Below are 26103 nucleotides of genomic sequence, written 5' to 3'. Positions count from 1 at the left end.
CTGCCGGTGGCGACGGGCGCTGCCGTGCCTCGGCGTGGGTGCGCAGGACCGGTGCCCGGCGGTGCGGGCGGGGCGGGCCGGGCCCTGCGGCGGGGCTCCGGCCCGGTTTCGGCGCAGTGACGAAACCGGTCTGCGAATGGGTGGGGGCTGGGCGGGAGGCTCGGGAGTCCGACTCCGTCGGCCGTCCGCCGGTCAGGGCGGTGATCCCGACCGCAGTGAGGCTCCGCCCCAGCGCCCCTGCCTGTCAAGGCATCCCGCAGAATTTTCGCTTGGTTTCCGAAAACTTGGGTGCCGGATCGGCCCGGACACCGGCTGATCGGGGCAGGGAGAGCACGAACGTCCATGCCGCGCGGCCGGGGTGACGGATCAGCGGGCGGGCGGCGCGGTGCTCCCCCGGACGACCAGGGTGGTGGCCATCTCCAGGCGCTGCGGCTCCTCGGGGGCCCGGTCGCGCTGCTGCATGAGGATGCGCACGGCCGTGCTCGCCATCACCGCCAACGGCTGGCGCACCGTGGTGAGCGGCGGGGCGGTCCACTGGGTGAAGGGCACGTCGTCGAAGCCGACCACGCTGAGGTCGCCGGGCACGGTCAGCCCGCGTTCGGCCGCGGCCTTGATGGCGCCCATGGCGAGCACGTCGTCGCAGGCGAAGACCGCGGTCGGGGGCTCGGGCAGTTCCAGCAGTTCGCTCATCAGGCGGTGGCCGGACTCCTCCTGGAAGAGACCGGTGCGCACCAGTTCGGGCCGGATGGGCAGGCCGTTGCGGGCCAGCGCCGCGTAGTACCCGTCGAGCCGGGCCCGGGCGCACCAGTGCTCCGGCGGCCCGCCGAGGCAGGCGATGCGCCGGTGGCCCAGTTCGACCAGGTGCAGCGTCGCGTCGAGGCCGCCCTGCCAGTTGGTGGCCCCCACCATGTGGAAGCCGGGCTGCGGCTCGCCGACCGGGTCGAGCAGGACGCACGGCACACCGGTGTCGAGGAGTTCGCGCTCAATGGCCGTCAGCGAGTCGAGCACCACGATCAGGCCGTCGGTCCCGCGGCGCAGCACCTGGTCGATCCAGCGCGACTCGGCGGTGCCGCGCAGCTGGCGGGTGGTGATGGCCACGCTGACCCCGTGCTCGGCCGCCGCTTCGACGGCGCCACGGGCGAGCTCCGCCGACCAGGAGCTGGACATGTTGTCGATGAGCATGTCGACGATGCCCACCTGGCGGCGCCCGAGCGGAAGTTGGTACCCGTGGCGGACCAGCAGGCCCTGCACCTTGCTCCTGGTGAGGGCCGAGATGTCCCCCCGGCCGTTGAGCACCTTGGAGACGGTGGCCACCGAGACCCCGGCGTCCGCGGCGACGGCCGCGAGGGTGACCCGTCCGCCCCGGCCGCCGCCGGTCGTGTCCTCTGTCATGTGATCCGCAGTTCCTCTCGTGTGGCCGTGCCGGACGCGCCAGCCGCCGGCGGGGCCGTCCTGCGGCCCTGCGGTGGCAGCCAGGGTAGCGAGGAGCGGTCCGGGGCGGCGGTCGGCGGTGCGGGGATGTTGACCGCCGCAAACGGCGCTCCTAGACTTCCGGGCGGTAAATCTTACCGAAACTTTTCCTTGGCGGTCGGGCCGGGACGGCCCCGGATCCGTCCGTCCTCCGTCGTTCCGGCCGCACCGGTGCCACCCGGTGGCACCGCGCCGGGACCTGCATTCCCGTACACAGCCGCGCGGCCCGTTCACGGGCCCCTGGGAGGTACCGCGTGTTCCCGCCCCCCGCAGCCACCCCGGCCCGCTACGCCGCCGCCGTCCAGGCGGTGGCGCTCCCGGTGCTCCGCTCCGCCCCGACCGTCCGGCCGGCTCGGAGCCGCGGGCCGGCCCCTTCCCAGTCCCGCACCGTCGTGCGTCCGCGGCCCGACCACGTCCGCGCCGAACCGCGCAGACCCGACCCACCCGGCACGCTCCGGGCACGGGCGGCCGTCGGCAGCACCTACCCGGCCGCCGCAGCGCAGCCCCCCGCCTCCGAGCGGGTCTGGCGGCTGGTCTGGTCGCTCGGCGCCCCGCCCCCGCCACGGGCCGGCGGGGACCGGAGGGCATCGGTGCCGGGCTGGCGACCGCTGCTCCCGCCGGGGGCGATCGCCCTGGTACCACCGCACCGGTCCGACTGGATCGAGGCGGCAGCGGCGTCCACCGCGCTCGGCGAGGCGGCGTTCTGCTGGCCCGGAAACCCGCCGGAGCAGGCCCAGCCGTGGGTGCGGACGCCGCGCTCCCCCGACCCGTCACCGGTACTGCTGGAGTACCTGCTGTGGCTGGGCACCGCACGGCCGCAACGCTGGCGGGAGCTGGCCGCGCAGTCCCTGTGGATGGTGCTCTCCGTCCTGCTGGAGGGCTGCCCGCCGACCGGGCTGTCGGCAGGACGCGGCGACGGGCGGTCCGGCACCCCTGCGCCGCCCACCGCCGACCCGCTGCCGACCGGCACCGACGGGCGAGGGCTCGAAGAACGGGTCGAACCGGGGCGGCCCGAACTGGCGGCCGCCCTGCGGTACGTCCGGGACGCCTGGCGGGAGGGGCCGCGGCCGCTGACCCTGGTGGAGCTGGCCGACGCCGCCGCCGTCTCACGGGGGCACTTCGCCCGGATGTTCCAGGCGCACTTCGGCGTCGGCGCGATCACGGCGCTCGAACAGGTGCGGCTCGCGCACGCCGAGCAGCTCCTGGAGGCAGGCGAGTTGAACGTCTCCCAGGTCGCCCGCGCCTGCGGCTTCGCCGACCCGCTGCACTTCTCGCGCCGCTTCCGGGCCACCCACGGGCTGGCCCCGCAGGTCTTCCGCCGCACACCGGAGGCCGCCGTCCGGCGCTGTGACAGTGCGGCGGTGCGGACGCTGGTACGACTGACCGGCATCTGAACGCCGCGCGCACCGCGGACGGCACGAGGCCGCAGCCCCTCCCTGTCCTCCGGGAGGGGCTGCGGCCGGTGCCGTGGTGCCGGTGCGTCAGGAGACGTCGACGCTGTAGTTCCAGGTGTGCGTGGTGCCCGAGCCGTGCCAGATCTCGTGGCCGGCCTGGACGCTGACCAGGTAGAGGTTAGGGTCGAGCCAGCCGGAGTTCTGGGAGTGGTCCAGGAAGTCGCGCAGGTTCAGGCCGGACACGCTCCAGGTCTGGGAGGTGCGCACGTAGCTGATGACCTGCCAGGAGCCGTAGCTGCGGTAGACGTCCCAGCTAGCGCCGTTGACCCAGACGTTGCCGACCTTGTCCGCGGAGCTCGGGATGGCGCCGTCGCTGTAGTTGAGGAAGACCATCACCTCGTTCTGCGGCTGGCTGCTCGGGTTCTGCGAGGGGTCGACCCACAGGTCGTAGATCGAGTCGCCCTTCCAGTTGCCGGCGTTGACCTCGAAGTCCCAGTTGGTGACGACGTTGTGCCCGTCGCCGAGGCGCACCGGGAAGCCGCCGTGGTCGGGGTTGGCGTAGCCCCACTGCCAGCCGCTGACGACGGAGGGCCACGCCTTGATGTGCCACTCGTCGTCGGAGATGCTGCTGTTGTTGGACCAGTTGAAGCTGGAGTACCAGTTGTTGCCGAGTTCGGTGTCCGAGTGCGACACGCACTGGCTGCCGTAGCCCCAGCCGTTGTAGGTGTTGCCCCACTCGCTGTTGTGCGCGTAGTACTTGCCGTACATGATCGTGCCCTCGACGTCGCAGTTCTGCACGGTGGCGGCCTGGGCGGGGGCGGCGGCGACGCCGGTCAGCAGGGCGGCTGCCAGCACGGCCGTGGCGGCGCCGCGGCGGGTGCGGGCGAAGCGGTGCAGGAGGTTCACGGTGGCTCCAGTGGTCCGTGGGGGGTGGGTGGGACCGGGCGGGGCGCAGCGGTGGTGGGGTACCGCGGCTGCGGCCCGCCCCGCTCGGTCACCATCAGGATGGCCCGGTCCCGGGCCCCCTCCCATGACGAATGGGCACGTCCACATGGACGATGGTGTGCTCCTGACGCCGCCTCAGCGGGGGCCGTCCTCCAGCAGCCAGGTGACGGCGGTGACACCGCGCGGGTAGTAGCGGCTGCCCGCGGCGACGCCCGAGATCATCTGGTCGCTCCAGGACCAGCGGGACTCGGTGGGGTGGCGCAGCCAGTCGGCGTGGGCGCGGTCGGCGGCGGCCATGTCGGCGTCGTCGGGAATGCCCAGCAGTTCCCGGGCGACGTACTGGCACAGGTAGATCTTCGAGAGCCAGGAGTTGTCGCTGGTCTCGGAGAGCTTCCAGCCGCCGTCCGGGAACCGGCACCGGCCGGAGTGCAGGACGGCCAGCAGGTGGCGGCGGAGCGCGGCGGTGAGTTCCGGTTCGCTGCGCACGTCGGTGCCGGTGAGGTGGGCCAGGGCCAGGCCCTCGACGACCGGGATGATCCGGGCGCCGTCCGGTTCGTCGAGCAGCGCCGGCACCGTGCCGTCCGGGCCGACCGACGACAGCAGGGCCTTGACGGCGCGTCCGGCGCGGAAGCCGGCTTCCGCGGCCGCCTCCGGGTCGCCGAGGGCGTGCAGGGTGCGCTCCAACCAGCGGTAGGCGGCCCAGCCCTTGACGGCCAGGTAGCTGCTGGAGCGGGCCTGGCCGAGCGAGGTGTCGAGGCTGTCGTAGGTGGTGATCTCGGCGCCCCCGGCCACCAGGTCGGAGTCCACGGTCTGCACGCCGTCCGCGCCCGGGTCGCGGGCCAGCATGCTGTCCAGGCAGGCCCGCAGGGCGGGGGCGTGGGCGGCGCACCAGGCGGTGTCACCGGTGGCCGCGTAGACGGCGGCGGCCAGCACCCAGTTGAGCAGCTGCTCGCCGGTCATGTAGGAGAAGCAGTCGGTCAGGCCGGGCCGCTCGTAGGAGGAGCGGCCGTGCGGGGACCAGACGTTGGCCACGCCCATGTCGTGGGTGAAGCTGATCCCGTAGCGGTCGGTGTAGCTGTAGTGGGCGAGCTGGCGCTCCAGCACGTTGCGCAGCGTCCAGGGGTGCTGGCGGGCTTCGAAGAAGGAGTGGTCGACGGTGAGGTCGAGGGTGTTCATCATCCGGAACTCGCCCTCGTTGACGATCCAGACGGGTCGGCCTTCGGCGTCCTCCAGCAGTTCGGTGCTGCCGTAGTAGCTGCGGATCGCGAGCGCCAGCATGAAGGCGCGGTCCTCGCCCAGCGCGGCCGCGCCGAGCGCGTCGCAGGCCCGCCGCCAGTCGGCGAGCAGCGCGTCGAACTCGGCCAGGGCGGTGGCGGCGACCTCCTCCAGGTCGGGGTAGTAGCGGTTGTAGAGGTAGCGGCAGCGCTCGGGGGCGGTCAGGTACTCGGCGGTGTGGAAGCACAGGGCGAGCCGGTGGGTGCGGCGCTCGCCCGGCGGCACCTCGAAGACCAGCAGGCCGGTCTGGCCGAGGCCGAAGCCGTCGCCCGGGTGGCGGCCGTCGCCGAGGATGAACGGGATGTCGAAGCCGATCGCGGTGCGGGCGCCGGGGGCGTCGGTGGTGATCGCGGTCCTGGTGCCCTCGCCGATCCCGGTGAACCCGGGGCCTTCGACGGCGCGCATCCCCGCGTACGGGTCGGAGCCCGCGTAGCCGACGAAGGCGCGCAGCGGCCCGCTGCCGCCGGTGTTGTCGACGGTGAACTCGGCCAGCACGGCGGGCAGGACGGCGCGGCGCAGCGCCTCGTCGGGGGCGGCGCCCGGTTCGGGCAGCGCGCCGAGCGGGGAGTGGACGGCGAAGTCCAGCGGGCCGACCGTCCAGCGGTCGGTCACCGGGTCGAGGACCTGCTCGACCCGGTCGGCGGAGAAGGCGGTCAGCGGCCCGGCGGGCACCGGCGGGCGGCCCTCCTCCCCGCCCTGGAACCGGGCCAGTTGGTCGTCCTGGTCGGCGGCGAAGAACGGCAGGGCGTGGTAGGTGCCGCTGCCGGGGGCGTCCTCGACGGCGACGTAGACGCTCTGCCCGGCCGGTCCGGCCAGGCCGAGGCCGAGGCCGCCGTGCGGGCCGGGGTGTCCGAGGGTGAAGGAGGCGTGCGCCCCCATCGGGCTGTGCTGGACGTTGGTGATGTCCACGGTGGTGCGCTCCTGGGGAGGCGGGCCGGCCGGTGCCGGCAGGGGGCTGCACGCACCGGCCGACGGCAGGGTGGGGGTGGGGTGGGTTTCCGTGCGGGGGCGGGCGGTTCAGTCGACCAGCAGCGGGGCGAGGGTGCGGCGGGCGATCTCCAGGCCGGTCTCGGTGCGGTGGCGGTCGCCGGACCAGACGGGGTCCTCGTGCTCGACGGAGAGCACGCCGTCGTAGCCGCCCTCGTACAGGGTGTCGACGACGCGGCGCCAGTCGACCTCGCCGAGGCCGGGCACCCGGTAGCGCCACCAGCCGGTGTCCCAGGGGTCGGGGCGGGCGGCGGCGCGGCCGGGCCAGCCGTAGCGGGTGCGGGCGGCCGGGTCGGTCTGGACGTCCTTGGCCTGGGCGTGGGCGACCCTGTCGACGTACGGCCGCAGGGCGGCGACCGGGTCGATGCCCATCCAGACCAGGTGGGAGGGGTCGTAGTTGAGGTACAGGCCGAGTGAGAACATCCACTCCCACAGCTCGGGCGAGTAGGCGAGGTTGCCCGGGTATCCGTCGGGGTGCCAGCCCTCCATCACGCAGTTCTCGATGACGACCTTGACGCCGCGTTCGGCCGCGTAGCCGGTCAGTTCGGGGAAGATCCGTTCGGCGTCGGCGAGGTTCTCGGCGACGGTCCGGCCGGGGTGGCGGCCGACGAAGGTGCCGACGGTGGGCGATCCGACCAGGGCGGCGGCGTCGACGCAGCGGCGCAGGTGGGCGTGGACCCGGGCGCGTTCCTCGGGGTCGGGGTGCAGCGGGTTGTCGTAGTAGGCGAGCGAGGAGAGCGCGAGGCCGTGCCGGTCGAAGAGCTCCGCGACCTGCTCGGCCCCGGCCCGGTCGAGGGACTCGGCGGCCAGGTGGGAGGCGGTGAACGGGCGGTCGCCGGTGGCGGGCCAGGCCGCGACCTCCAGGGCCCGGTAGCCGTGGTCGGCGGCCCAGGCGACGAGTTCCGGCAGGGGGACGTCGGGCAGGCAGGCGGTGAGGAAGCCGAGCTTCACGTGGGGACCTCCGTGTGGGTGCCGTGCGCCGCGGAGGCGGTGACGGCGGCGCTGATGCGGGCGGCGCGCAGGCCGTCCGCGAAGGTGGGCAGGCCGTCGGCGGGGCGGCCGTCGAGGGCGGCGCGCACGTCGGCGGCGAAGTCCTCGAAGCAGGTGCGGTAGCCCTGCGGGTGGCCGGCGGGCAGCGGGTCGAAGCGGTCGGCGTGCGCGCTGGCCAGCGCGGGGTCGCGCCGCAGCACGGTGGTGGCGTCGCGGCCGCCGATCCAGAGCTGCTCGGGGTCCTCCTGGTCGAAGGAGTAGGAGCGGTCGGGGCCGTCGAAGGAGAACCAGAGCCGGTTCTTGCGACCCGCGCTGGCCTGGCTGACGACGAGCGAGCCGATCGCGCCGCGGTCGGTCTCGAAGGAGACCACCGCGCCGTCCTCGGTGGCCACGGCGGTGCGGGCGCCGGCCGGTCCGCGCTCGTCGAAGGCCCGGCCGAAGCGGGCCAGGACGCGGGTGATCCGGTGGCCGGTGACGTACTCCATCAGGTCGCACCAGTGGACGCCGATGTCGCCGAACGCCCTGGTGGCGCCGCCCCGTTCGGGGTCGGTGCGCCAGTTGTCGGCGGCCCGGTCGCCGAGCCAGTCCTGGAGGTAGGAGCCGTGCAGCAGCCACAGTCCGGCGTCGGGGTCGGCGGCGATCCGGGCCCGGGCCTCGCGCACCAGCGGGTGGTAGCGGTAGACGAACGGGACGGCGGTGACGAGCCCGGCCGCGTCCGCGGCCGCGGTCAGCCGCTCGGCGTCGGCGACGGTGGTGGCCAGCGGCTTCTCGCACACCACCGGCACCCCGGCGGCGATGACCCGTTCGGCGTCCCGGGCGTGCAGGTGGTTGGGGGTGCACAGGTGGACCGCGTCGAGGCCGGTGGCGAGCAGGTCGTCGAGGTCGGCGGCGGGCCGGGCACCCGGCCAGCGGGCCGCCGCCGCGGCCGTGCGCGCCGGGGTGGAGCCGAGGACGGCGGTGACCCGGCCGCCGACGGCGGTGACGGCGCGGGCGTGCACGCCGCCCATGAATCCGGTGCCGACGATTCCCACCCGGGGGCGAGCGGACATGGGGGGTCCTCCGTACTGCGTTCGCTGGAAGGTTCGGGGCGTGCGGGACCGCCGGGGCGCGGCGGTCGGGTCCGGTGCGCTCCGGTGGCGGTCCGTCGGGGGTCAGTCCTGGCGGCGCAGGTGCAGCAGGCGGCTGCTGTGGTCGCGGGTGAGCCCGGTGGTGAGGCCGCGGGCGGTCAGCACGGCGCCGTGGTGGACCTCGCCGGTGTCCTGGTCGACGTAGCGGGCGTCCGGGTCGAGTCCGACCATCCGCAGCGGGACGACGGGGGTGCCGTGCGTTTCGGCGAGCCGCCAGGCCACCAGGACGACCTCGTCGCCGTGGACGTATTGGACGGCGTCGCGCAGCCGGTGCAGGCGGCCGTGCTGGACGACGGGCCGGATCCGCTTGTAGCGGGCCACCAGCTCGGCGGCCCGGGCGAGTTCGTCCTCGCTCCAGTGGGTGAGGTCGCCGCCGATGCCGAGCGCGCCGGTCATCGCGACGTGGAAGCGGAACTCCAGCGGCAGGCGGCGGCCGGTCAGCGGGTTGGGGCTGTCGGTGACCCAGGCGCCCATGGTGCCGGGCGGGTAGAGCTGGCCGTAGCCGTGCTGGATGGCGATCCGGTCGAGGGCGTCGGTGTTGTCGGAGGCCCACACCTGGTCGGTGCGGGCCAGCATCGCCAGGTCGGTGCGGCCGCCGCCGCCCGAGCACGCCTCGATGCGCAGGCCGGGGTGGTCTGCGCGCAGCCGGTCCATCAGGGCGTGGACGGCCCGGACGTGGCCGTGCCAGAGCCGGTCGGCGTCCGGGTCGCCGGGGCGGCCGGCCTCGGTAAGGACCCGGTTCATGTCCCACTTGAGGTGGTCGACGCCGTGCTCGCGGACCAGGCCGTCCAGCCAGCCGTGCGCCCAGGCGGCGACCTCGGGGCGGCCGAAGTCGAGGACCAGCTGGTTGCGCAGCTCGGTGCGGGGGCGGCCCTCCTCGTGCAGCACCCAGTCGGGGTGCGCGCGGTACAGGTCGCTGTCGGGGTTGACCATCTCCGGTTCCACCCAGAGGCCGAAGCGCATGCCGAGGCGGCGCACCTCGGCGGCGAGCGGGGCGAGGCCGTCGGGGAACCGGTCGGGGGCGGGCGTCCAGTCGCCGAGTCCGGCGGTGTCGTCCTTGCGGGCTCCGAACCAGCCGTCGTCCGTCACGAACAGCTCGACGCCGAGCGCGGCGGCGCGGCGGGCGAGGTCGAGCTGCCCGGCCAGGTCGACGTCGAAGCCGGTGGCCTCCCAGGAGTTGTACAGCACCGGCCGCAGCTCCTCCGGGCGCGGCAGCACGTGGGCGCGGACGTGGGCGTGCCAGGCGCGGCTGGCCCCGCCGAAGCCGTCCGCCGCGTACAGGCCGGTGGAGACGGGGGTGCGCCAGGACTCGCCGGGGCGCAGGACGACCTCGGGGCCCTCGTGTCCGGCCGCGTGGGTGGCGGCCACCAGGCCGTGCACGGTGCGCTCCACGGTGATGCGCCAACTGCCGCTCCAGGCCAGTGCGCTGGTCCACACCTCGCCGTGCTCCTCGTCGGCGTCCCCGGCGTCGAGGGCGACCCACGGGTTGGCCTGGTGCCCGGTGATGCCGCGGCGGCTGGTGAGGACGGTCTCGGCGCGGGCCAGCGGCTCGCGGGCGAGCCGGTTCTCGGCGCTCCAGCCGCCGGTGACGTGGCCGAGCCGGTAGTCGGCGCGCAGCGGGAGCGTCCAGCGGGCGGCGGCGAGTTGGCCGATCCGCACGGGCGGCCCGTCGGCGCCGGTGTGGCGCAGCTCGGTCCAGCGGTCGACGGCGTCGCTGTCCGGGTGGACGCGGTAGCAGAGGTCGAGTTCCAGCGGGCCGAGCCGCTCGCGGAAGGAGAGGACGAGCAGGCCGTCCTCGACGCGGTGGCCCGCGGGCTGCCACTCGGTGCTGCGGCTGCCGTCGGGGTGCACCACGCGCAGCGCGGGGACGCCGAAGCGGGCGCCGCCCTCCCCCGGGTACTCCTCGGCGAGTTCGCCGTCGAAGTTGGTGGCGACGTCCAGGACGTGCGGCAGGGCGGCGGCCTGTTCGGGGGTGAGCCGGGCGCCCCAGTGCAGGTGCCGCAGCCGGTCCCGGTCGTCCAGCCGGACGACGTAGCTGCTGTGCGGGGTGGTGAGCATCCACAGGCGGGCGGCCGGGTCGTGGTGGACCACGGTCATGGGGGTCTCCTCGCTGATCGACGCCCCGAGCCTAGGCGCGGCGCTCGGCCGGGCAGCATGGCGGATCGTGACCGATCGGTCGCACGGACCGCACTCGTGACGGATCGCCCGGTCGGCGCGACGGCGGCCGCGCCGACCGGGCGCCGGGTCATTCGGCCGGCGGATCGGCGTGCATGCCGATCGCGACCAGTTCCTCCTCCGTGAAGGCCAGGTTGCGGACCGCCGCGACGTTGTCCTCCAGCTGGGCGACGCTGCTCGCGCCGACCAGCGCGGAGGTGACGCGGGAGCCCCGCAGCACCCAGGCGATGGCCATCTGGGCGAGGCTCTGGCCCCGGGAGCGGGCGATCTCGTTCAGCGCACCGATCCGGACGCGCGTCTCGTCCTTGATGTTCGACGCGGACAGGAACGGGCTGGGACCGGCCGCCCGGGAGCCCGCCGGGACGTCCGTCAGGTAGCGGTCCGTCAGCAGGCCCTGCGCGAGCGGGGAGAACGCGACCGAGCCGGTGCCGAGTTCGTCGAGGGTGTCGAGCAGGCCGTCCTCCACCCACCGGTTGAAGATCGAGTACGAGGGCTGGTGGAGCAGCAGCGGCACGCCGAGGTCGGCCAGCGCCCGGGCGGCCCGGCGGGTCTGCTCGGGCGAGTAGTTGGAGACGCCGACGTACAGGGCCTTGCCCTGCTGGACGGCCGTGGCGAGGGCGCCCATGGTCTCCTCGATCGGGGTGTCCGGGTCGGGCCGGTGCGAGTAGAACACGTCGACCCGGTCGGTCCCCAGGCGGCGCAGGCTCTGGTCGAGGCCGGTGAGCACGTGCTTGCGCGAGCCCCACTCGCCGTACGGGCCGGGCCACATGTGGTAGCCGGCCTTGGTGGAGACGAGCAGTTCGTCGCGGTGGTGGCGCAGGTCTCCGGCGAGGATCCGGCCGAGGTTCTCCTCGGCGGCGCCGGGGGGCGGCCCGTAGTTGTCGGCGAGGTCGAAGTGCGTGATGCCGAGGTCGAAGGCGCGGCGGATCACGGCGCGCTGGGTCTCGAAGCGGGTCTGCGCGCCGAAGTTGTGCCACAGGCCGAGCGAGACGGCGGGCAGCAGCAGGCCGCTGCGTCCCGCCCGGTGGTAGGGCATGGCGTCGTAGCGGGCGGGGTCGGGGGTGTGGGACACGGGGTTCCTCGGTCGGGTGCGGAGGTGCGGAGGGTCATTGGGCCAGGGCAATCGGCAGGACGCTACGGCCGGAACAGGGCTGCGTAGTCGGTGAGTTCGGTGCCGTCCTCCTGCACGGCGGACCACAGGGCGCGGTCGGCGAGCAGCCGGCGGTCGGCGTCGCGGGCGGTGCCGACGCCGCCGTCCGGGAAGCCGGTGCCACGCAGGGCCCGCAGGGTGGCGTCGTCGTGGCCGGGGTGGGTGATCAGCACGTGCGGGCCGGGGCGCGCCTGCCGGAGCACGGCCCGCAGGTCGGCGCCGGTCGGGACGGGGAGCGCGGGGACCAGGCGGTCGGCGTCGACCAGGCCCTGCGCGGCGGCGACGGCGCGGACGGCCTCGCCCGCGCCCGCGACCCAGCCGACGCCCATGTGCTCGTCCAGGTAGCGCACCGTCAGGCCCCACTCGCGGGCCCGGTCGAGCTGGGCGGTGATCTCGGCGGCGGCCTCGCGCGGGTCGACGCCGCCACGTGCGTGCAACTCGTCGGCGGTGCGCGGCAGGAAGCCGTCGCGGTCCAGCAGCGAGGGGACGGCGCGGGCCGGGAGCATCGGCCGCCAGCGCGGCCGTTCCCACTCGCTGGTGAGGGTGACGTGCAGGCCGTGGACGAGGCCGGGCAGCGGGGCGAGCAGCGCGGCGGCGTGCGCGGCGGCCGGTCCGGGGACCATCAGCGAGACGCTGCGGGCCGCCGGGCCGCGTAGCGCCTCGACGACGGCCCGGTTCACGCCCTCGCTCAGCCCGGCGTCGTCCACCCGCACCACCAGCCGGATCCGCTGCCCGGTCCCGTCCACGCGCCGCTCCGTCCCGCGGCCCGTCGGCAGGCCGCACTCCCCCAGCCTGGGCGCTGCGGCGGGCGGCCGTCCATGACGGATGGGCACCGGATCATGGACGACCGTCACGGGTTCCGCGGTTCAGCGGCGCGGGCGCGCCGGGTCGCCCTGGACGAAGCCGTTGCCGGTGAAGCCGACGTAGACCCGCCCGGCGGCGTCCAGGTCGCCGGTGACGACGTTCACGCCGGTGTAGTAGCAGGCCGGGTAGCGGGCGGTCAGGGTCCAGGTCGCGCCGCGGTCGGTGGAGCTCCACACGCCCCACACGCCGCCGACCCGGGCGTACGCGAAGACCGTCGGGTAGCCGTCGGGGGTGGCGGCCCGGCCGAAGCCGAACGCCCGGGCTTCCTGGACCCCGGCGGCCTTCGTCCAGGAGCCGCCGCCGTCGAGGGTGTACCAGAGGCCGCCCTGCGCGGTGCTCTCCCAGACGTTCCCGGCCCGGCCGGGCACCGCGTGGACCTGGCCGAAGACGTGCGCGTCGGTCCCGGCGGTGGGCGGGGGCGTGCCGGTGGCCCGGGTCCAGGTGGCGCCGCCGTCGGTGGAGCGGAAGAACTCGCCGTCGCCGCGGGTGGTGGCGAGGTAGAAGGTGCCGGGGGCCGCCTGGTCCGCGTCCAGGGCCCGCTTGGCGCCCCACCAGATCATGTCGTGGATGCCGGGGCCGGGGTCGACGCCGGTGGCGGCGGTCCAGGTCCGCCCGTCGTCGCGGCTGACGTAGGGGACGTTCAGCGGCCGGGCCTGCTCCGCCGGGCGCCCGGCGTTGGCGGGGTCGGCGGCGTAGTCCGCGGGAACGGTCGGCATCCAGACGATCGACGAGGCGTCGGCGGAGACCGCGATGTTGCCGCCGTAGCGGCGGGTGATGTCGGACTTCTGGCCGCCGAAGCGGGTCCAGGTGGCGCCGCCGTCGGTGGAGTAGCCGGACGCCGGGTCGCTGGTCCAGTTCGCGTCCAGCGGCGCGTACTGGGCGCGGGTGTCGCTGGAGACGGCGACGACGTAGCGGGGGTTCAGTCCGGCGTAGGCCAGGCTGGTGCCGGCCGAGAACTGGTCGGTGAGGATCGGGGCGGCCGGGTACGCGCCGGGGTCGGTGTGCCGGAAGCCGTTGCGGTCGGCGACGGCGCTGATCGGGTCCCCTCCGGGCGGCGCGACCAGGTCGTAGGTCACCATCTCCTCGATGCCCGCGGAGACGAACTGCCAGTGCAGGACGGGTTCGGCGGCGAAGGCGTCGTCGGCGCGCCACACCCCGACACCCTGCGGGAACCAGACCCGGCCGGGCGCAGTGGGGTCGAACACCAGGGTGCCGGTGGAGAGCCAGCCGCTCTCGGTGGTGTCCTGGGGCCAGGCGGCGTCCGGGTAGTCGAGGGTGAGGCCGAGCGGCTGCCAGCTGGCGCCGCCGTCGGCGGAGCGGAACAGGTGGCCCGCCCGGACGGCGTCGTCGGCGGCCAGCAGTTTGCCGGAGTCGCCGGGCTCGACGGCCACGAACCAGGAGCCGCCCTGCGCGAGCGGCGCGGTCAGGTCGTGCCCGGCCGGTTCGGCGGCCGTGAACCGGCGGATCGAAGAGGCCGCGCCGCCGCCGGGGGCGAACGCCACCAGCAGGGTGCCGTCCTCGGCGATCTTGGCGTCGGTGGGGGTGCGGACGCTCTCGGGGTACGCCAGCTGCCAGCTGCCACCGGCGTCGGTGGAGTGGTAGACGCCCGCACCGGCGACCGTCGCCCAGATGCCGCGGGTGCGGCCGTGCAGCGTCCCGCCGGACGGGTCGAAGAGCACCGAGACGACGCCGACCCCGCCGGTCCCGGCCGGGAGCCGGGCGGGCGCCACCTGCGTCCAGTGCCGGGCGGCGTCGGTGGAGGCGTACAGGCCCTGGGTGCGGGTGCCGAAGTACACCGTGCGCGCGTCGGCCGGGTCGACCGCGAGGCGTTCCGGGCCGGTGCGGTAGTCGTTGTTGCCCTCGACCGTCCAGCGCTGCCCGCCGCCGCCGATCCGCAGCGGCTGCCACCGGTAGTCGGCGGCGCCGGCGCCGGCGCAGCCCGCGCTTCCCTGACGGTCCGCCACCGCTGCGGCGGGCTGCGCGGGGAGGGCCGGAACGGTGAGCGCGAGGAGCAGTGCGGCTCCGGCGGCGGCCGAGGTCCGGACCCGGCGCCGGGGCGGGTCGGCAACCCGGTGGCGCGGTGCGGATCTCCTGAGCGAGCGGATGAGCATGTGCGCCTCCGTGTCCCTGGTGCCGGCGGTCCGGCGGTGTGCCCCGGCCTCCCCGGGCCGTCGAGACCCGCAGCGTAGGAACCGGCCCGCCCGGCCGACATGGCCCGGGATGCCCGCCGCATGGACGCCCGTGACCGGTCCGTTCCGCGCGGCGGACTGCGGCTGCGGAACATGGACGACCGTGCGCAGTCGGCTTCCGGGCCTCCTCCCGCGCCCCGTGCCCGACTACGGTGAAGCGCACGTCACCGCAGCCCAGCACCCGGGCTCCCCGCCGCCGACGCTGCGGGCCCCGCTCTCCGGGCTCCCCCGCCCTCGTGGCCCAGCATCCTCCGAGGTCCCGTGTTCACCGACCTTCCCCTGGCAGACCTGCACGCCTACCGCTTCGACGGCGCCGAGCCGGACGACTTCGACGCCTTCTGGACGAAGACGCTGGCCGAGTCCCGCGCCGCGGCCGTACCGCCCGTGCTGCGGCGCGTCGACAACGGCCTGATCCACGTCGACACCTACGACGTCACCTTCTCCGGCTTCGGCGGCCAGCCCGTCCGCGCCTGGCTCCGGCTGCCGCGCGGGGTGCGCCGCCCGCTGCCCGCCGTCGTGGAGTACCTCGGCTACGGCTGCGCCCGCGGCACCGCCCTGCGCCCGACCCTGTGGTCCTCGCTCGGCTACGCCCACCTGCTGATGGACAGCCGCGGCCAGTCCAGCTCCTACGGCGCGGCCGACACCCCCGACGGGGACTTCGCCCCGCAGACCGGCGGCGTCCTCACCCGCGGCCTCGCCGGGCCCGAGTACCACTACTACCGGCGGCTGTTCACCGACGCCGTCCGGGCCGTCGACACCGTCGCCGCCCTGGACGAGGTCGACCCCGACCGGATCGCCGTCATCGGTGGCAGCCAGGGCGGCGGCATCGCCACCGCCGTCGCCGGACTGCGCCCCGGCCTCGCCGCCGCCTGCGTCGACGTGCCGTTCCTGTGCCACTTCCGGCGCGCCACCCAGATCACCGACGCCCACCCCTACCGGGAGATCACCGACTACCTCCAGGGCCGCCCCGCCGACGTCGAGCGGGTCTTCGACACCCTCTCCTACCTGGACGCCGCCAACCACGCCGCCCGGGCGACCGCACCGGTCCGCTTCTCGGTCGCCCTGATGGACCCGGTCTGCCCGCCCTCCACCGTCTTCGCCGCCTACCACCGCTGGGCCGAGCACACCGGCGGCGCCGACAAGGACATCCGGGTCTGGGAGTACGCCGCCCACGAAGGCGGTGGGGACCACCAACTCGCCGAACACGCCGCCTTCCTGGCGAACGCCACCGGACACCGCACGCGCTGAGGCCAGCCCCGAACCGACCACTCCAGGAGCACCACATGACCACCAGGTCGACCATCGGCACCGGATGGCACCTCACCCTCACCGGACCGCACCCCGACGCCCCCGCCGACCTGCACGGACGCGCCGTACCCGCCACCGTCCCGGGCTGCGTCCACACCGACCTGCTCGCCGCCGGCCTGCTCGCCGACCCGTACGTCGGCCTGAACGAGGCCGAGCAGCACTGGATCGGCCGCTCCGACTGGACGTGGAACACCACCTTCGACCTCCCGGACGCGGGCGGCGCCGCCCGGCGCGAACTGGTCTTCCACGGCCTGGACACCGTCGCCGAGATCAGCGTGAACGGGCACGTCGTCGGCCGCACCGCGAACATGCACCGCACCCACGTCTTCGACGTCACCGACCTGGTGCGTCCGACCGGCAACGACCTACGGGTGCGCATCGGTTCGGTGTACGCCTACACGGACGCCCGCCGGGCCGAGTCCGGCGACCTGCCGACCACCTACGACGAACCGTTCAACCACGTCCGCAAGATGGCCGCCAACTTCGGCTGGGACTGGGGGCCGACGCTGGTCACCGCAGGCATCTGGAAGCCCGTCGAGCTGCTCAGCTGGAGCGGCGCGCGGCTGGAGTCCGTCCGGCCCGCCGTCACCGTCGGACGCCCCGGCCAGGACGGCCCCGCGACGGTCACCGCGCGCGTCGCCGTCCGCCGCGCCCCCGACGCCCCGTCGGACGAGCTGCTGCTCACCGCGACCGTCGCCGGACAGCACGCCACCGGCCGGGTCCCCGCCGGCGCCGACACCGCCGAACTCACCGTCGAGGTGCCCGACGCCCGCCTGTGGTGGCCGACCGGCCTGGGCGAACAGCCGCTCTACGAGCTGACGGTGGAACTGGCCAGCGCCCGGGGCTCCGCCGACCGCTGGTCACGCCGGATCGGCTTCCGCACCACCGCCCTGCACACCGCACCGGACCGCGCGGGCACCCCGTTCGAGATCCTGGTCAACGGCGTCCACGTGCCCGTCCGCGGCGTCAACTGGATCCCCGAGGACTGCTTCGTCTCCCGCCTGGGCCGCGAGGACTACGCCGCCGCCCTCGACCACGCCGTCGAGGCGAACGTCAACCTGATGCGGGTGTGGGGCGGCGGCATCTACGAGAAGGACGAGTTCTACGACCTGTGCGACGAACGCGGCCTGCTGGTCTGGCAGGACTTCCTGTTCGCCTGCGCCACCTACAGCGAGGAGGAGCCGCTGCGCGGCGAGGTCCTCGCCGAGGCCCGTGACAACGTCACCCGACTCGCCCCGCACCCCAGCCTCGTCCTGTGGAACGGCAACAACGAGAACCTCTGGGGCCACCGCGACTGGGGCTGGCCCGAGATCGTCGGCGACCGCACCTGGGGACTGGGCTACTACACCGACCTGCTGCCCGCGATCGTCGCCGAACTCGACCCCACCCGCCCCTACTGGCCCGGCAGCCCCTGGTCCGGCTCCCCCGACCTGCACCCCAACGACCCGCTGCACGGGCCGATCCACATCTGGGACGTCTGGAACGAACGCGACTGGACCGCCTACGCCGAGTACCAGCCGCGCTTCGTCGCCGAGTTCGGCTTCCAAGGGCCGGCCTGCCGGCCCACCGTCCGGCGGGCGATCGACGACGGCCCCCCGGCCCCGACCGGACCGGTCGCCGACGCGCACCAGAAGGCCAAGGACGGCGTCGCCAAGCTGCAGCGCGGCGTGCTGCCGCACCTGCCCGACCGGCGCCGCAAGGACCCGGAGCAGGAGATGGCCGACTGGATCTACCTCGCCCAGCTCAACCAGGCCCGCGCCGTCCGCTTCGGCATCGACCACCTGCGCGGCCAGTGGCCGCGCTGCTCCGGCACGATCCTGTGGCAGCTCAACGACTGCTGGCCGGTGGCCTCCTGGGCCGTGGTCGACGGCGACGGCCACCGCAAGCTCGCCTGGTACGCGCTGCGCGCCGCCTACCGGCCCCGGCACGCCGCCGTGTCGCAGGCCACCGGCCGCCGCCCCTTCGTCCGGCTCACCAACAACGGCGCCGACCCGTGGCGGACCGACCTGACCGTCCAGGTCCACACGGTGACGGGCGAACCGCTCTCGCAGGACGTCCACCCGGTGGCCCTGCCGGTCGGCGCGACCGCCTCCCTCCCGGTCGACCTGCCGGACGGTGACGCCGCGCTGGTGGTGACGGTCAGGGACAGCGCGCAGGTACTCGACCGGATCCTCACCGCCGAGGACATCGCCGCCGACCTGCCCGCCGCCCGCCTGACCGTGACCACCGAAACCGCCCCGGACGGCGTCCGGGTGCGCGTCCTGGCGCACACCTTCCTGCGCGACGTGGTGCTGCACGCGGACCGGCTCGACGACGACGCGGACGTCGACGAGCAGATGGTCACCCTGCTCCCCGGCGAGACGCACGTCTTCCACGCCCGCACCACGGCGACGGCCGACGACCCGCGCTGGCAGGACCCGCTGACCGTGCGCTGCGTCAACGACCTGATCGAATCGTGATCCGCGACCCCGCCGGGAACCCGTTCCCGGCGGGGTCGCGGCACCCCAGGCCCGTGCCACCCACCACCAGGGAGCCCGACCCATGGCAGACGTCACCCGCCGCTCCTTCCACGGCCTCGCCCTCCTCCCCGTCGGAGCCGCCGTGCTGGGGGCCGCACCCGCCCCCGGCCGGGCGGACCAATCCGCGACCGCGACGGAGGAGACCCCCGCCGCGGACTTCCGCTCGGGGCTCCAGGACCTCCTGGACCTGCACGGCGTGCCCACCGACGCGTACCCGCACGCCCTCAACCTGTTCTGCGACCTCGGCGCCTGGCACGCCTACGGCGTTCCCGGCCCCGGCGACACCGCCCAACTGGGCGGCTTCAGCGGCCCCCTGTACCTCGCCGAGGAGTTCCCCTGGTACCTCAGCCGGGCGATCAGCGTCTTCGCGCTGACCGACGAGGCGACCGGGGCGCAGGTCGACCTCTCCCGGGAGCGGGCGCCCGAACTCCACAGCGCCCCGGGCGTCCTGACCCAGGAGTTCCGGGTCGACGGCCTGCGGATCGCACTGGACCTGCGGTACGCCTCGAACCGGACCGCGCTGGTCCGGGCGACGGTCCGCAACGAGGGCGGCCGCCCGCGCGTGCTGCGCGCCCACTGGACGGGCGAACTGCTGCGCCACACCACCGAGCCGATCCGCAGCGCACCTTCGCTCATCCCCACCCCCACCGGGGTCGCGGTGGTCTTCCGCGAGGTGCGGCTCCAGAAGGACTACCTCACCACCAGCCGAACGCGCTTCGAGACCGTCCACTCCACTCCCCTGGACACCGCCGTGGACGGCGACACCTACCGCGCGACCGCCCGCCGCCCGGTCGGACTGGCACCCGGGGCGCAGGCGCGGTTCGCCTGGACCGAGAGCTACACGTTCACGGACGCGGAGGCGGCCGCGGCCCGCACGACGGCCCGCGACGCACTGGCGCACCCCCAGCGGGTCGCGGACCTGGTCGACCGGCGCTGGGAGGGCTACCTGCGGCGGGCGCTGGACGGCGTCGTCCCCGACCGCCGCCGGGCGGGCGCCAAGGCCGTCCAGGCCATCGTCAGCAACTGGCGCAGCCCCGCCGGACAGCTGCTGTCCGACGGCGTCACCGGCGCCATCACCGCCGGCACCTACGCCACCGGGCTGTGGGCCTGGGACGCCTGGAAGCAGGCCGTCACGGTCGCCCTGTTCGACCCTCGGCTGGCCGCGTCGAGCGTCGAGTCGGTCTTCGACCACCAGGTGACCGCCGCCCACCCGACCCGGCCCTGGGACGCCGGGATGGTCCCCGACGTGGTGTTCTACGACGACCCCGCCGCGGGCGGGAAGCTGTGGAACGAGCGCAACTCCAAGCCCCCGCTGGCCGCCTGGGCCAGCTGGCGGGTGTACGAGCGCGGCGCGGACCTCGCCTTCCTGCGCCGCGTGTACCCGAAGCTGCTGGCCCTCCACGACTGGTGGTACCGCAACCGCGACCACGACCGGGACGGCCTGGCCGAGTACGGGTGCACGCTCGACCCGGCCAACGACTCCTTCGCGGAGCGCAAGGGCCCGGCCTGCTGGGAGAGCGGGATGGACAACGCGCCCCGCTTCGACGACGCCGGCCTCGTCCCGAACACCGACCCCCGGGGGACGCCGGTCGGCCACAGCCTGACCCAGGCGTCCGTGGACCTCAACTCCTACCTGTACGCGGAGAAGCGGGCCCTGGCCCGGATCTCCCGGGCCCTCGGACGGCCCGAGGCGGCCGCGGCCTTCGACCGGGACGCGGACCGGCTGCGCGACACCGTCCGGGCCCGCATGTACGACCCGCAGACCGGCTGGTTCTACGACCTCGGCGACGACGGCCGGCTGGTCACCTCGGCGGGCAAGGGCATCGAGGGCGCGATCCCGCTGTGGACCGGCCTCGCGACGGCCGAACAGGCGGCCGCGGTCCGCGCGTCGCTCGTCGACCCCGCCCAGTTCGCGACCCCGCTGCCGCTGCCCTCGGTGTCTCCGCAGAGCCCGGAGTTCGACCCGACCGCCGCGGGCTACTGGCGCGGCCCGGTGTGGATGGACCAGTTCCTGTTCACCGTCAGCGGCCTGCACGCCTACGGCTACCACCGGGACGCCGCCGCGCTCACCGAGGCGGGCCTGCGGCACGCCCGGGGCATGCTCGGCGACGCCCCGCTGCGGGAGAACTACGACCCGCTGACCGGAGAGGGCCTGAACACCACCAACTTCACCTGGTCGGCCACCGCCCTGCTGGAACTCCTGCGCGGCGGCATCACCCGTAACACCTGACCCGTGCGGCCCGGGCCGCACGGGTCACCCCCCGCGCGGCCCGAGCCGGGCTGCGGTCACCCCCGCGTGATCAGCAGCACGCGGTCCCGAAGGTCGTCCGCCGCCGCGCCGGCCGCGCCGAACGGCAGGTCGCAGGACTGCACCCGGGACTCCGACAGGACTCCGGTGCGCGGGTCGTAGTCGCGGACGGCCGCCGTCGCCGCGCCCAGCCCGGTGAGGCGCACGCTGCCGCCGACGGGCAGGTAGACCACCACCGTGCCGTCCGCGGAGTCGCGCATCGCGAGGGCCGAGCGGCCCTCCTCGGCCATCGGCCCGGCGACCAGACCGGGGGCGGGCCGCAGCCGGTGGAAGGCGACGTGCTCGCGGAAGAACCGGGCCAGGTGCAGCAGGACCGCCACGCCCTCCTGGTCGTCCCGGAGGTTCAGGAACGGGCCCCAGGTGTTGTCGAAGCCGTGCACCACGCCCAGCCCGGACATCGCCCCGCGCCAGGCTCCGCGCCGGGTGTGCTCGACGTCGCAGAACTCGTGCAGCGGGAGGTTCAGCGGTAGTGCGGGATTGCGCTCGTAGCCGTACTCGGACAGCAGGGCCGATCCCCGCCAGCCGTCGAGGAGTTCCCCGATCCTGGTCTCCAACCCGGTGGCCAACCAGCCCTCCCGGGCGTCGTGGCTGCCCCAGGACTGCACCATGACGGCGTCGATCGCGCCCGGGTCGACGGCGAAGCGCTCGGCGAACGGGGGGCCGGGCGGCCCGTTGTGGACGGCCACCGCCTTCCCGTGCGGGGCGAGTTGCTTCAGGCGGCGGGCCATCCGCAGGGCCCACAGGTCGGCGACCCGGTCGTACCGGGCCACGCCGTCCGGGTAGAACTCGTACTCGTTCATCAGCGTCCAGATCCAGACGCTGTCCCAGGCGTCGTAGCGGGCGACGAGGTGGCGCAGCCACAGGTCCTCCCACTCCGCGGTGAACGTCCCGCGGGCGTTGAAGGGGAACTCCGTCCCCCAGCCCTCGACGACGAGTTCGAGCCCGATGCCGATCCGGGACGCCTCGGCGACCACCCGGTCGACGGTCGCGAACCAGGCCGGGTCGAACCGGTCGAAGAGCGGGTGCTGCGGGCTGCCGCCCCACGGCCAGCAGGACCGCGTCTGCCAGTCGCTGTGCCCGTTCGGGGGGTGGAATGGGCTGACCGGCACCCGGACGCGGACCAGGTCGAAGCCCTGTTCGCGCCGCCGCCGCAGGTAGCCGGCCACGTCGGCGCCGCAGTGCGCCATGCCGAACAGGTGGTACGCGGTGTCCCCGAGCACGAAGAGCGGCCGCCCCCGGGCGTCCGTGAAGCCCCAGCCGGTGCCGGGCGCGACGCGGGCCGGGCCGCCGGTGCCCGGCAGGACCTCGAAGGCGCCCTCCAGGCACAGCCCGTCGTCGTGCGGCCGGGAGACCACCCGGACCTGCCAGGCCCCCGCCTCGTCCGGGCTGAAGCGCACCCGGAACCGCTGCCCGTCGTAGAAGCCCTCGATCCTGCGGACCTGCCCGCCGGGGCCGTGGAACTCCGCCGCCACCACCACGTCGGTGTACGGGTTGGGGTGGCCACCACGGGCGTCGAACAGCCACTCGGCCACCGCCCCCCGGGTCACCCGGTCAGGGTGCACGCCGGTCGTCGTCATGTCTCTCCCACCTGCCGTCGGACTCCGGCAGCGCGCGATCCGGCGGCGCCACCTCGAACCGGGCACCTGCCACGGCTCCGCTGCGGCCATCGTGGTCCCGGGCCCGCGGCGGCGGCCATGGCGGTTGATCACCGGAACATGGACGATCCCGCCGCCACCGGTGCCGCCGCAGACAGGGGTCGCCCTGGTGGAAGCCGCTCACGACCCGGCGTCCATGGCGGAGCGTCACCGGAGGAGGACGCCAGCGGGCCGTGCGGGCCGGAACAGGTGACGCGAAGACATGGTCGGAGCCGGGCGGTTCGATCTACGGTCGTCACGACGCCGCCGCACGGCCGTTCACTCCCGGGCCGCGTCCCTCCCGACGGGCGGACGACTGGAGCCGACGTGACCCTGCCCGACCCCGCGCCCGACCGCAGCCTGCCGCAGGCCCTTCGGGACCTGACCGAGCGGGCCCGGCAGGCACCGGTCGGCGCCGGTCCGCACGCCGCCGCCTGCTTCGCGCGCTGCTTCGCCGACACCTGGCTGACGAGCATGCGCCCGACCGCGGACGGGGACGTCTTCGTGGTCACCGGCGACATCCCCGGCATGTGGCTGCGCGACAGCGCCGCGCAGGTCCGCCCGTACCTGCCGGCCGCCGCCGACCCCGAGGTCGGCGGGGTGCTGCGGGGCGTACTGCGGCGGCAGGTCCGCTGCGTGCTGATCGACCCGTACGCGAACGCCTTCAACGCCACCGCGGACGGGGCCGACGGCGGCTACTCCGACGAGCCGCGGCCCGGGCCGCACGTGTGGGAGCGCAAGTACGAACTGGACTCGCTGTGCGCGCCGCTGCACCTCGGGTACGCCCTGTGGCGTGCCACCGGCTCCCTGGAGCACGTGGACGAGGAGTTCGTCCGGGCCTGCCGGGTCGTGCTGGAGGTGGTGCGCACCGAGCAGGACCACGAGGCGCGATCGTCCTACACCTTCCGGAGGTTGGGCGGCCCGGCCGCCGGGGACACCCTGCCGCGCGGCGGGCGCGGCGCACCGGTGGCGGTCACCGGCCTGTCCTGGTCGGGCTTCCGCCCCGGCACCTGTGGACCGAAGCCCAGACCGTCCGCTTCATGCGCCTGGCCCGCGCCCCCGACCCCCTCTACGCCGACCTCGCCGAACTCACGATCACCACCGGCCTGCGCAAAGGCGAAGCACTCACCCTCCGCTGGAACGACGTCCACCAAGCCGAACGCACCCTGTTCGTCCGCCACACCCTCTCCGCCGTCGACAACAACCAACTCCTCCCCACCTCCCCGAAGACCCCGCACAGCAGAACTTGGGTCGCCCTCTCCCACCGCGCCGCCACCGCACTCGACGACCGCGCCGGCACCCCCGCCTTCGGCAACACCAGCAGCAGCGGCTACGCCTTCCACCACCACGGCCGACCCCTGCACCCCCAACACGTCCTCGACCGCTTCCACCTGCTCTGCGACGAAGCCGGCGCCCCCCATCACCCTCCACGACCTGCGCCACCTCGCCGCCAGCTTCGCCCTCGCCGCAGGAGCACACCGCTGCCGATCGTCTCCAAGACCCCGCGCCACCGCACCCTGTCCACCAGCGCCAACATCTACGCCCACCTCACCCCACGCGCCGCCCGCACCGCCGTCGCCGACATCGCCGCCCTGCTGATCGAGCGCGAGGCGATGCTGCACGGCATCCGCGAGGGCGTGCTGGCCCTCGACGCCGGCGGCCGGATCCGCGTCGCCAACGACGAGGCGCTGCGCCTGCTCGCGCTCCCGGCCGCCTGCACCGGGCGCACCGTCGACGAGGTCCTGCCGCCCGGCCGGCTCGCGGACGTGCTGACCGGGCGGATCGACGGCACCGACCTGCCCGCCGTCCGCGACGACCGGGTGCTGGTCGTCAACCGCACCGCTCCCACCGACGCCGGCGCCGTCATCACCCTCCGCGACCGCACCGAACTTGAGTTCCTGGTCAGGGAGTTGGACCACACCCGGGGCCTCACCGAGGCGCTGCGCGCGCAGGACCACGAGCACGCCAACCGGATGCACACCCTGCTCGGACTGCTCGAACTGGGCCGCCACGACCAGGCCGCCGCGTTCATCTGCGAGCAGTCCGGCTCGCACGCCGCCCTCGCCGCCCGGATCGGCGAACAGGTCCAGGACCCGCACGTGGCCGCCCTGCTGGCCGGCAAGGCCGCCGTCGCCGCCGAGCGCGGCATCCGGCTGACCGTCACCCCCGACAGCCACCTGCCCGACGCCGCCGTCCTGCTGGCCGAGGTCGCCGACAGCGGTCCCGGCGTGCCGCCGGCCGGCTCGCCGTCGGCACCGGACCGCTCGGCGGTGCCCGCTTCACCGTCGAACTGCCCGAAGCCCTGCACACCCTGGAGACCGCATGATCGACGTCCTCGTGGTCGACGACGACTTCCGGGTCGCGGACGTGCACGCCGCGTACGTCGCGAAAGTCCCGGGCTTCCGGGTCACCGGCATCGCGCACAGCGCCGGCCAGGCCCTCGCCGCCCTCGAACGGGCCCCTGTCGACCTGGTACTGCTCGACCACCACCTGCCCGACGAGAGCGGCCTGGCCCTGATCCGGCGCCTGCGCGAAGCCGGGATCTGCTGCGACGTCATGATGGTCACCGCCGCCCGGGACGTCTCCACCGTCCACGAGGCGATGCAGCACGGCGCCCTCCAGTACCTGGTCAAGCCCTTCAGCTTCGCCGGCCTGCGCGACAAGCTCGCCGCCTACGCCGACCTGCGCCACGCCCTCGCCGGACCGTCGGCCCGGGAGACCTCCCAGGACGAGGTGGACCGGATGTTCGCCGCCCTGCGCACCGGCGCCTCCCCGGCCACCGCCCTGCCCAAGGGCCACAGCGCCCCCACTGCCGACCTCGTCCTCGCTGCTCTGCGCCGCGCCGGGCAGCCGCTGTCCGCCCAGCAGGTCGCCGCCGCCACCGGCCTCTCGCGCTCCACCGCCCAGCGCTATCTCAAGCACCTGGCCCGTGACCGCCGACTGCGCCTGTCCCTTCGTTACGGCGACACCGGCCGCCCCGAGCACGAGTACCTGCTCACGGTCCGCTGAGGCCGGTTGCCTGGACCGCAGCGACCTTCCGAGGTCGAATTTTGCCGAAGCAGCCGACCGGCGGAGTGCCGAGGTCCGACACAGCAGAGGACGGGAGGGAGCAGCGTGCCCCGGTGGCGAAGGGAAGAGTGCCGGCAGCGGTCCGATCGGGGCGAGAGCGCCGTCGGGGCGGGCGATCGTGGGTGCCGTGGACGAACCCGTGGAACGCGTGGACGGTCAAGAGCGGGTGCTGGTGGTGGTGGAGCGCGGCGAGGCCGTCCGCCGAGGCCGGCCGCACCGCGTCGCGGCAACGGTCCGCCTCGATCGGCAGGGGCGGGTGCCGGTCCACCGGCGGCCCGGGAGCCTGGCGCGTTTCCCCGGCCACCAGGAGGTGACGTTCGGTGGGGCCGTGCGCGTGGGTGAGTCGTACGAGCAGGCAGCTGCCGGGGGGTTGGCCGAGGAGCTGGGCGTTCAGGTGCCGGTTCGCTCCTTGTTCAAGTTCCTGTGCCGGGGAGCGATCGGCCCGTACTGGCTTGGCGTGCACCAAGCCGTGAACACGGCCGGCCGACGCGGGCGGAGCTGCGCGAGGCCGTGCGGCAGTGGCGCTTCGTCCCGGACGGGCAGGAGGCGTTCGACCGCTACCTCGCGCATCGCCGCGATCGGCCGCCCCGGGCCGGGTCGTGACGCGACGCCCGCGCACCTCCCCCGGCCACCTGTGCCTCCCGTCCGGGCTGTGCGCCGGAGCGCTCGGCACCGGTCTCCCCCGCGACCCGGCCCGTG

Annotated in this window: 15 protein-coding genes and 3 pseudogenes; 8 read left to right on the top strand and 10 right to left on the bottom strand. The window is 74.9% G+C overall.

The genetic code is table 11. The features are described 5' to 3' along the window. Positions 1-366: 366 nt before the first annotated feature. Positions 367-1392 carry a LacI family DNA-binding transcriptional regulator gene (locus K353_RS23270; protein ID WP_111555493.1) on the bottom strand — a complete coding sequence of 342 codons (1026 nt, stop codon included), beginning with the start codon at positions 1390-1392 and terminating at the stop codon, positions 367-369. 332 nt (positions 1393-1724) lie between these two features. On the opposite strand from K353_RS23270, the gene K353_RS23265 reads away from it, so the two are divergent. Further along, a complete protein-coding gene (locus tag K353_RS23265; RefSeq protein WP_111555492.1) occupies positions 1725-2864 on the top strand; it encodes a helix-turn-helix domain-containing protein in 1140 nt (379 codons plus the stop codon). Between the two features lie 87 nt (positions 2865-2951). Here K353_RS23265 and K353_RS23260 read toward each other — a convergent pair whose 3' ends face one another. The 8 genes from K353_RS23260 to K353_RS23225 form a co-directional block, all read right to left on the bottom strand. After that, a complete protein-coding gene (locus K353_RS23260; protein WP_158585469.1) occupies positions 2952-3770 on the bottom strand; it encodes a hypothetical protein in 819 nt (272 codons plus the stop codon). Positions 3771-3944: 174 nt separating this feature from the next. Further along, a complete protein-coding gene (locus K353_RS23255) occupies positions 3945-5993 on the bottom strand; it encodes a glycoside hydrolase family 52 protein (RefSeq protein WP_111555490.1) in 2049 nt (682 codons plus the stop codon). 108 nt (positions 5994-6101) lie between these two features. Further along, positions 6102-7022, bottom strand: a complete 921-nt coding sequence (locus tag K353_RS23250) for a sugar phosphate isomerase/epimerase (RefSeq protein ID WP_111555489.1) — start codon at positions 7020-7022, stop codon at positions 6102-6104. Beyond that, positions 7019-8110 (bottom strand): Gfo/Idh/MocA family protein, encoded by a 1092-nt coding sequence (locus K353_RS23245; protein WP_111555488.1) that lies wholly within the window; start codon positions 8108-8110, stop codon positions 7019-7021. Before K353_RS23245 ends, K353_RS23250 begins: the two co-directional genes overlap by 4 nt. Before the next feature lie 102 nt (positions 8111-8212). Further along, positions 8213-10285 carry an alpha-galactosidase gene (locus K353_RS23240; RefSeq protein WP_111555487.1) on the bottom strand — a complete coding sequence of 691 codons (2073 nt, stop codon included), beginning with the start codon at positions 10283-10285 and terminating at the stop codon, positions 8213-8215. Positions 10286-10433: 148 nt separating this feature from the next. Beyond that, positions 10434-11399, bottom strand: coding sequence for an aldo/keto reductase (locus tag K353_RS23235; protein ID WP_111555589.1), 966 nt, complete (start codon positions 11397-11399; stop codon positions 10434-10436). Positions 11400-11497: 98 nt separating this feature from the next. Further along, complete coding sequence (locus K353_RS23230) at positions 11498-12259, bottom strand: ChbG/HpnK family deacetylase (protein ID WP_158585468.1); 762 nt, start codon at positions 12257-12259, stop codon at positions 11498-11500. A 120-nt stretch (positions 12260-12379) separates the two neighbouring features. Further along, positions 12380-14488 carry a hypothetical protein gene (locus K353_RS23225; RefSeq protein ID WP_111555485.1) on the bottom strand — a complete coding sequence of 703 codons (2109 nt, stop codon included), beginning with the start codon at positions 14486-14488 and terminating at the stop codon, positions 12380-12382. 339 nt (positions 14489-14827) lie between these two features. Here K353_RS23225 and K353_RS23220 point away from each other — a divergent pair, with 339 nt between their 5' ends. The 3 genes from K353_RS23220 (at position 14828) to K353_RS23210 (ending at position 20623) form a co-directional block, all read left to right on the top strand. Next, positions 14828-15814, top strand: a complete 987-nt coding sequence (locus K353_RS23220; protein WP_111555484.1) for an acetylxylan esterase — start codon at positions 14828-14830, stop codon at positions 15812-15814. 35 nt (positions 15815-15849) lie between these two features. Beyond that, positions 15850-18333 carry a glycoside hydrolase family 2 protein gene (locus tag K353_RS23215; protein WP_111555483.1) on the top strand — a complete coding sequence of 828 codons (2484 nt, stop codon included), beginning with the start codon at positions 15850-15852 and terminating at the stop codon, positions 18331-18333. A gap of 82 nt (positions 18334-18415) precedes the next feature. Next, positions 18416-20623, top strand: coding sequence for a trehalase family glycosidase (locus K353_RS23210; RefSeq protein WP_111555482.1), 2208 nt, complete (start codon positions 18416-18418; stop codon positions 20621-20623). 56 nt (positions 20624-20679) lie between these two features. Here K353_RS23210 and K353_RS23205 read toward each other — a convergent pair whose 3' ends face one another. Continuing rightward, positions 20680-22278: a DUF4038 domain-containing protein gene (locus K353_RS23205; RefSeq protein ID WP_158585467.1), complete on the bottom strand. Its 1599-nt coding sequence runs from the start codon at positions 22276-22278 to the stop codon at positions 20680-20682. Positions 22279-22395: 117 nt separating this feature from the next. Here K353_RS23205 and K353_RS37270 point away from each other — a divergent pair. The 4 genes and pseudogenes from K353_RS37270 to K353_RS37260 all read left to right on the top strand — a co-directional run. Beyond that, positions 22396-23280: pseudogene (locus K353_RS37270) on the top strand (glycoside hydrolase family 125 protein); the annotation flags it as partial. 95 nt (positions 23281-23375) lie between these two features. Next, positions 23376-24317 (top strand): annotated as a pseudogene (locus K353_RS37265) (tyrosine-type recombinase/integrase); the annotation flags it as partial. A gap of 340 nt (positions 24318-24657) precedes the next feature. Then, entirely contained in the window at positions 24658-25344 is a 687-nt protein-coding gene (locus tag K353_RS23190) for a response regulator (protein ID WP_111555480.1), read from the top strand. Further along, positions 25265-25762: pseudogene (locus K353_RS37260) on the top strand (hypothetical protein); the annotation flags it as partial. The gene K353_RS23190 and the pseudogene K353_RS37260, both read left to right, overlap by 80 nt. Positions 25763-26103 lie beyond the last annotated feature (341 nt).

It is taken from the genome of Kitasatospora sp. SolWspMP-SS2h (genome assembly GCF_003259315.1).
Lineage (GTDB): Bacteria > Actinomycetota > Actinomycetes > Streptomycetales > Streptomycetaceae > Kitasatospora > Kitasatospora fiedleri.
Note: the sequence above shows the minus strand (reverse complement) of the source record. Positions and strands in the feature narration are given on the sequence as shown.

What these genes read in the sequence shown, in the direction of transcription:
- K353_RS23270 (WP_111555493.1), bottom strand. Translation starts at nt 1,392, where the DNA reads ATGACAGAGGACACGACCGGCGGCGGCCGGGGCGGACGGGTCACCCTC.
- K353_RS23245 (WP_111555488.1), bottom strand. Translation starts at nt 8,110, where the DNA reads ATGTCCGCTCGCCCCCGGGTGGGAATCGTCGGCACCGGATTCATGGGC.
- K353_RS23240 (WP_111555487.1), bottom strand. Translation starts at nt 10,285, where the DNA reads ATGACCGTGGTCCACCACGACCCGGCCGCCCGCCTGTGGATGCTCACC.
- K353_RS23235 (WP_111555589.1), bottom strand. Translation starts at nt 11,399, where the DNA reads ATGCCCTACCACCGGGCGGGACGCAGCGGCCTGCTGCTGCCCGCCGTC.
- K353_RS23225 (WP_111555485.1), bottom strand. Translation starts at nt 14,488, where the DNA reads ATGCTCATCCGCTCGCTCAGGAGATCCGCACCGCGCCACCGGGTTGCC.
- K353_RS23215 (WP_111555483.1), top strand. Translation starts at nt 15,850, where the DNA reads ATGACCACCAGGTCGACCATCGGCACCGGATGGCACCTCACCCTCACC.
- K353_RS23210 (WP_111555482.1), top strand. Translation starts at nt 18,416, where the DNA reads ATGGCAGACGTCACCCGCCGCTCCTTCCACGGCCTCGCCCTCCTCCCC.
- K353_RS23205 (WP_158585467.1), bottom strand. Translation starts at nt 22,278, where the DNA reads ATGACGACGACCGGCGTGCACCCTGACCGGGTGACCCGGGGGGCGGTG.
- K353_RS23190 (WP_111555480.1), top strand. Translation starts at nt 24,658, where the DNA reads ATGATCGACGTCCTCGTGGTCGACGACGACTTCCGGGTCGCGGACGTG.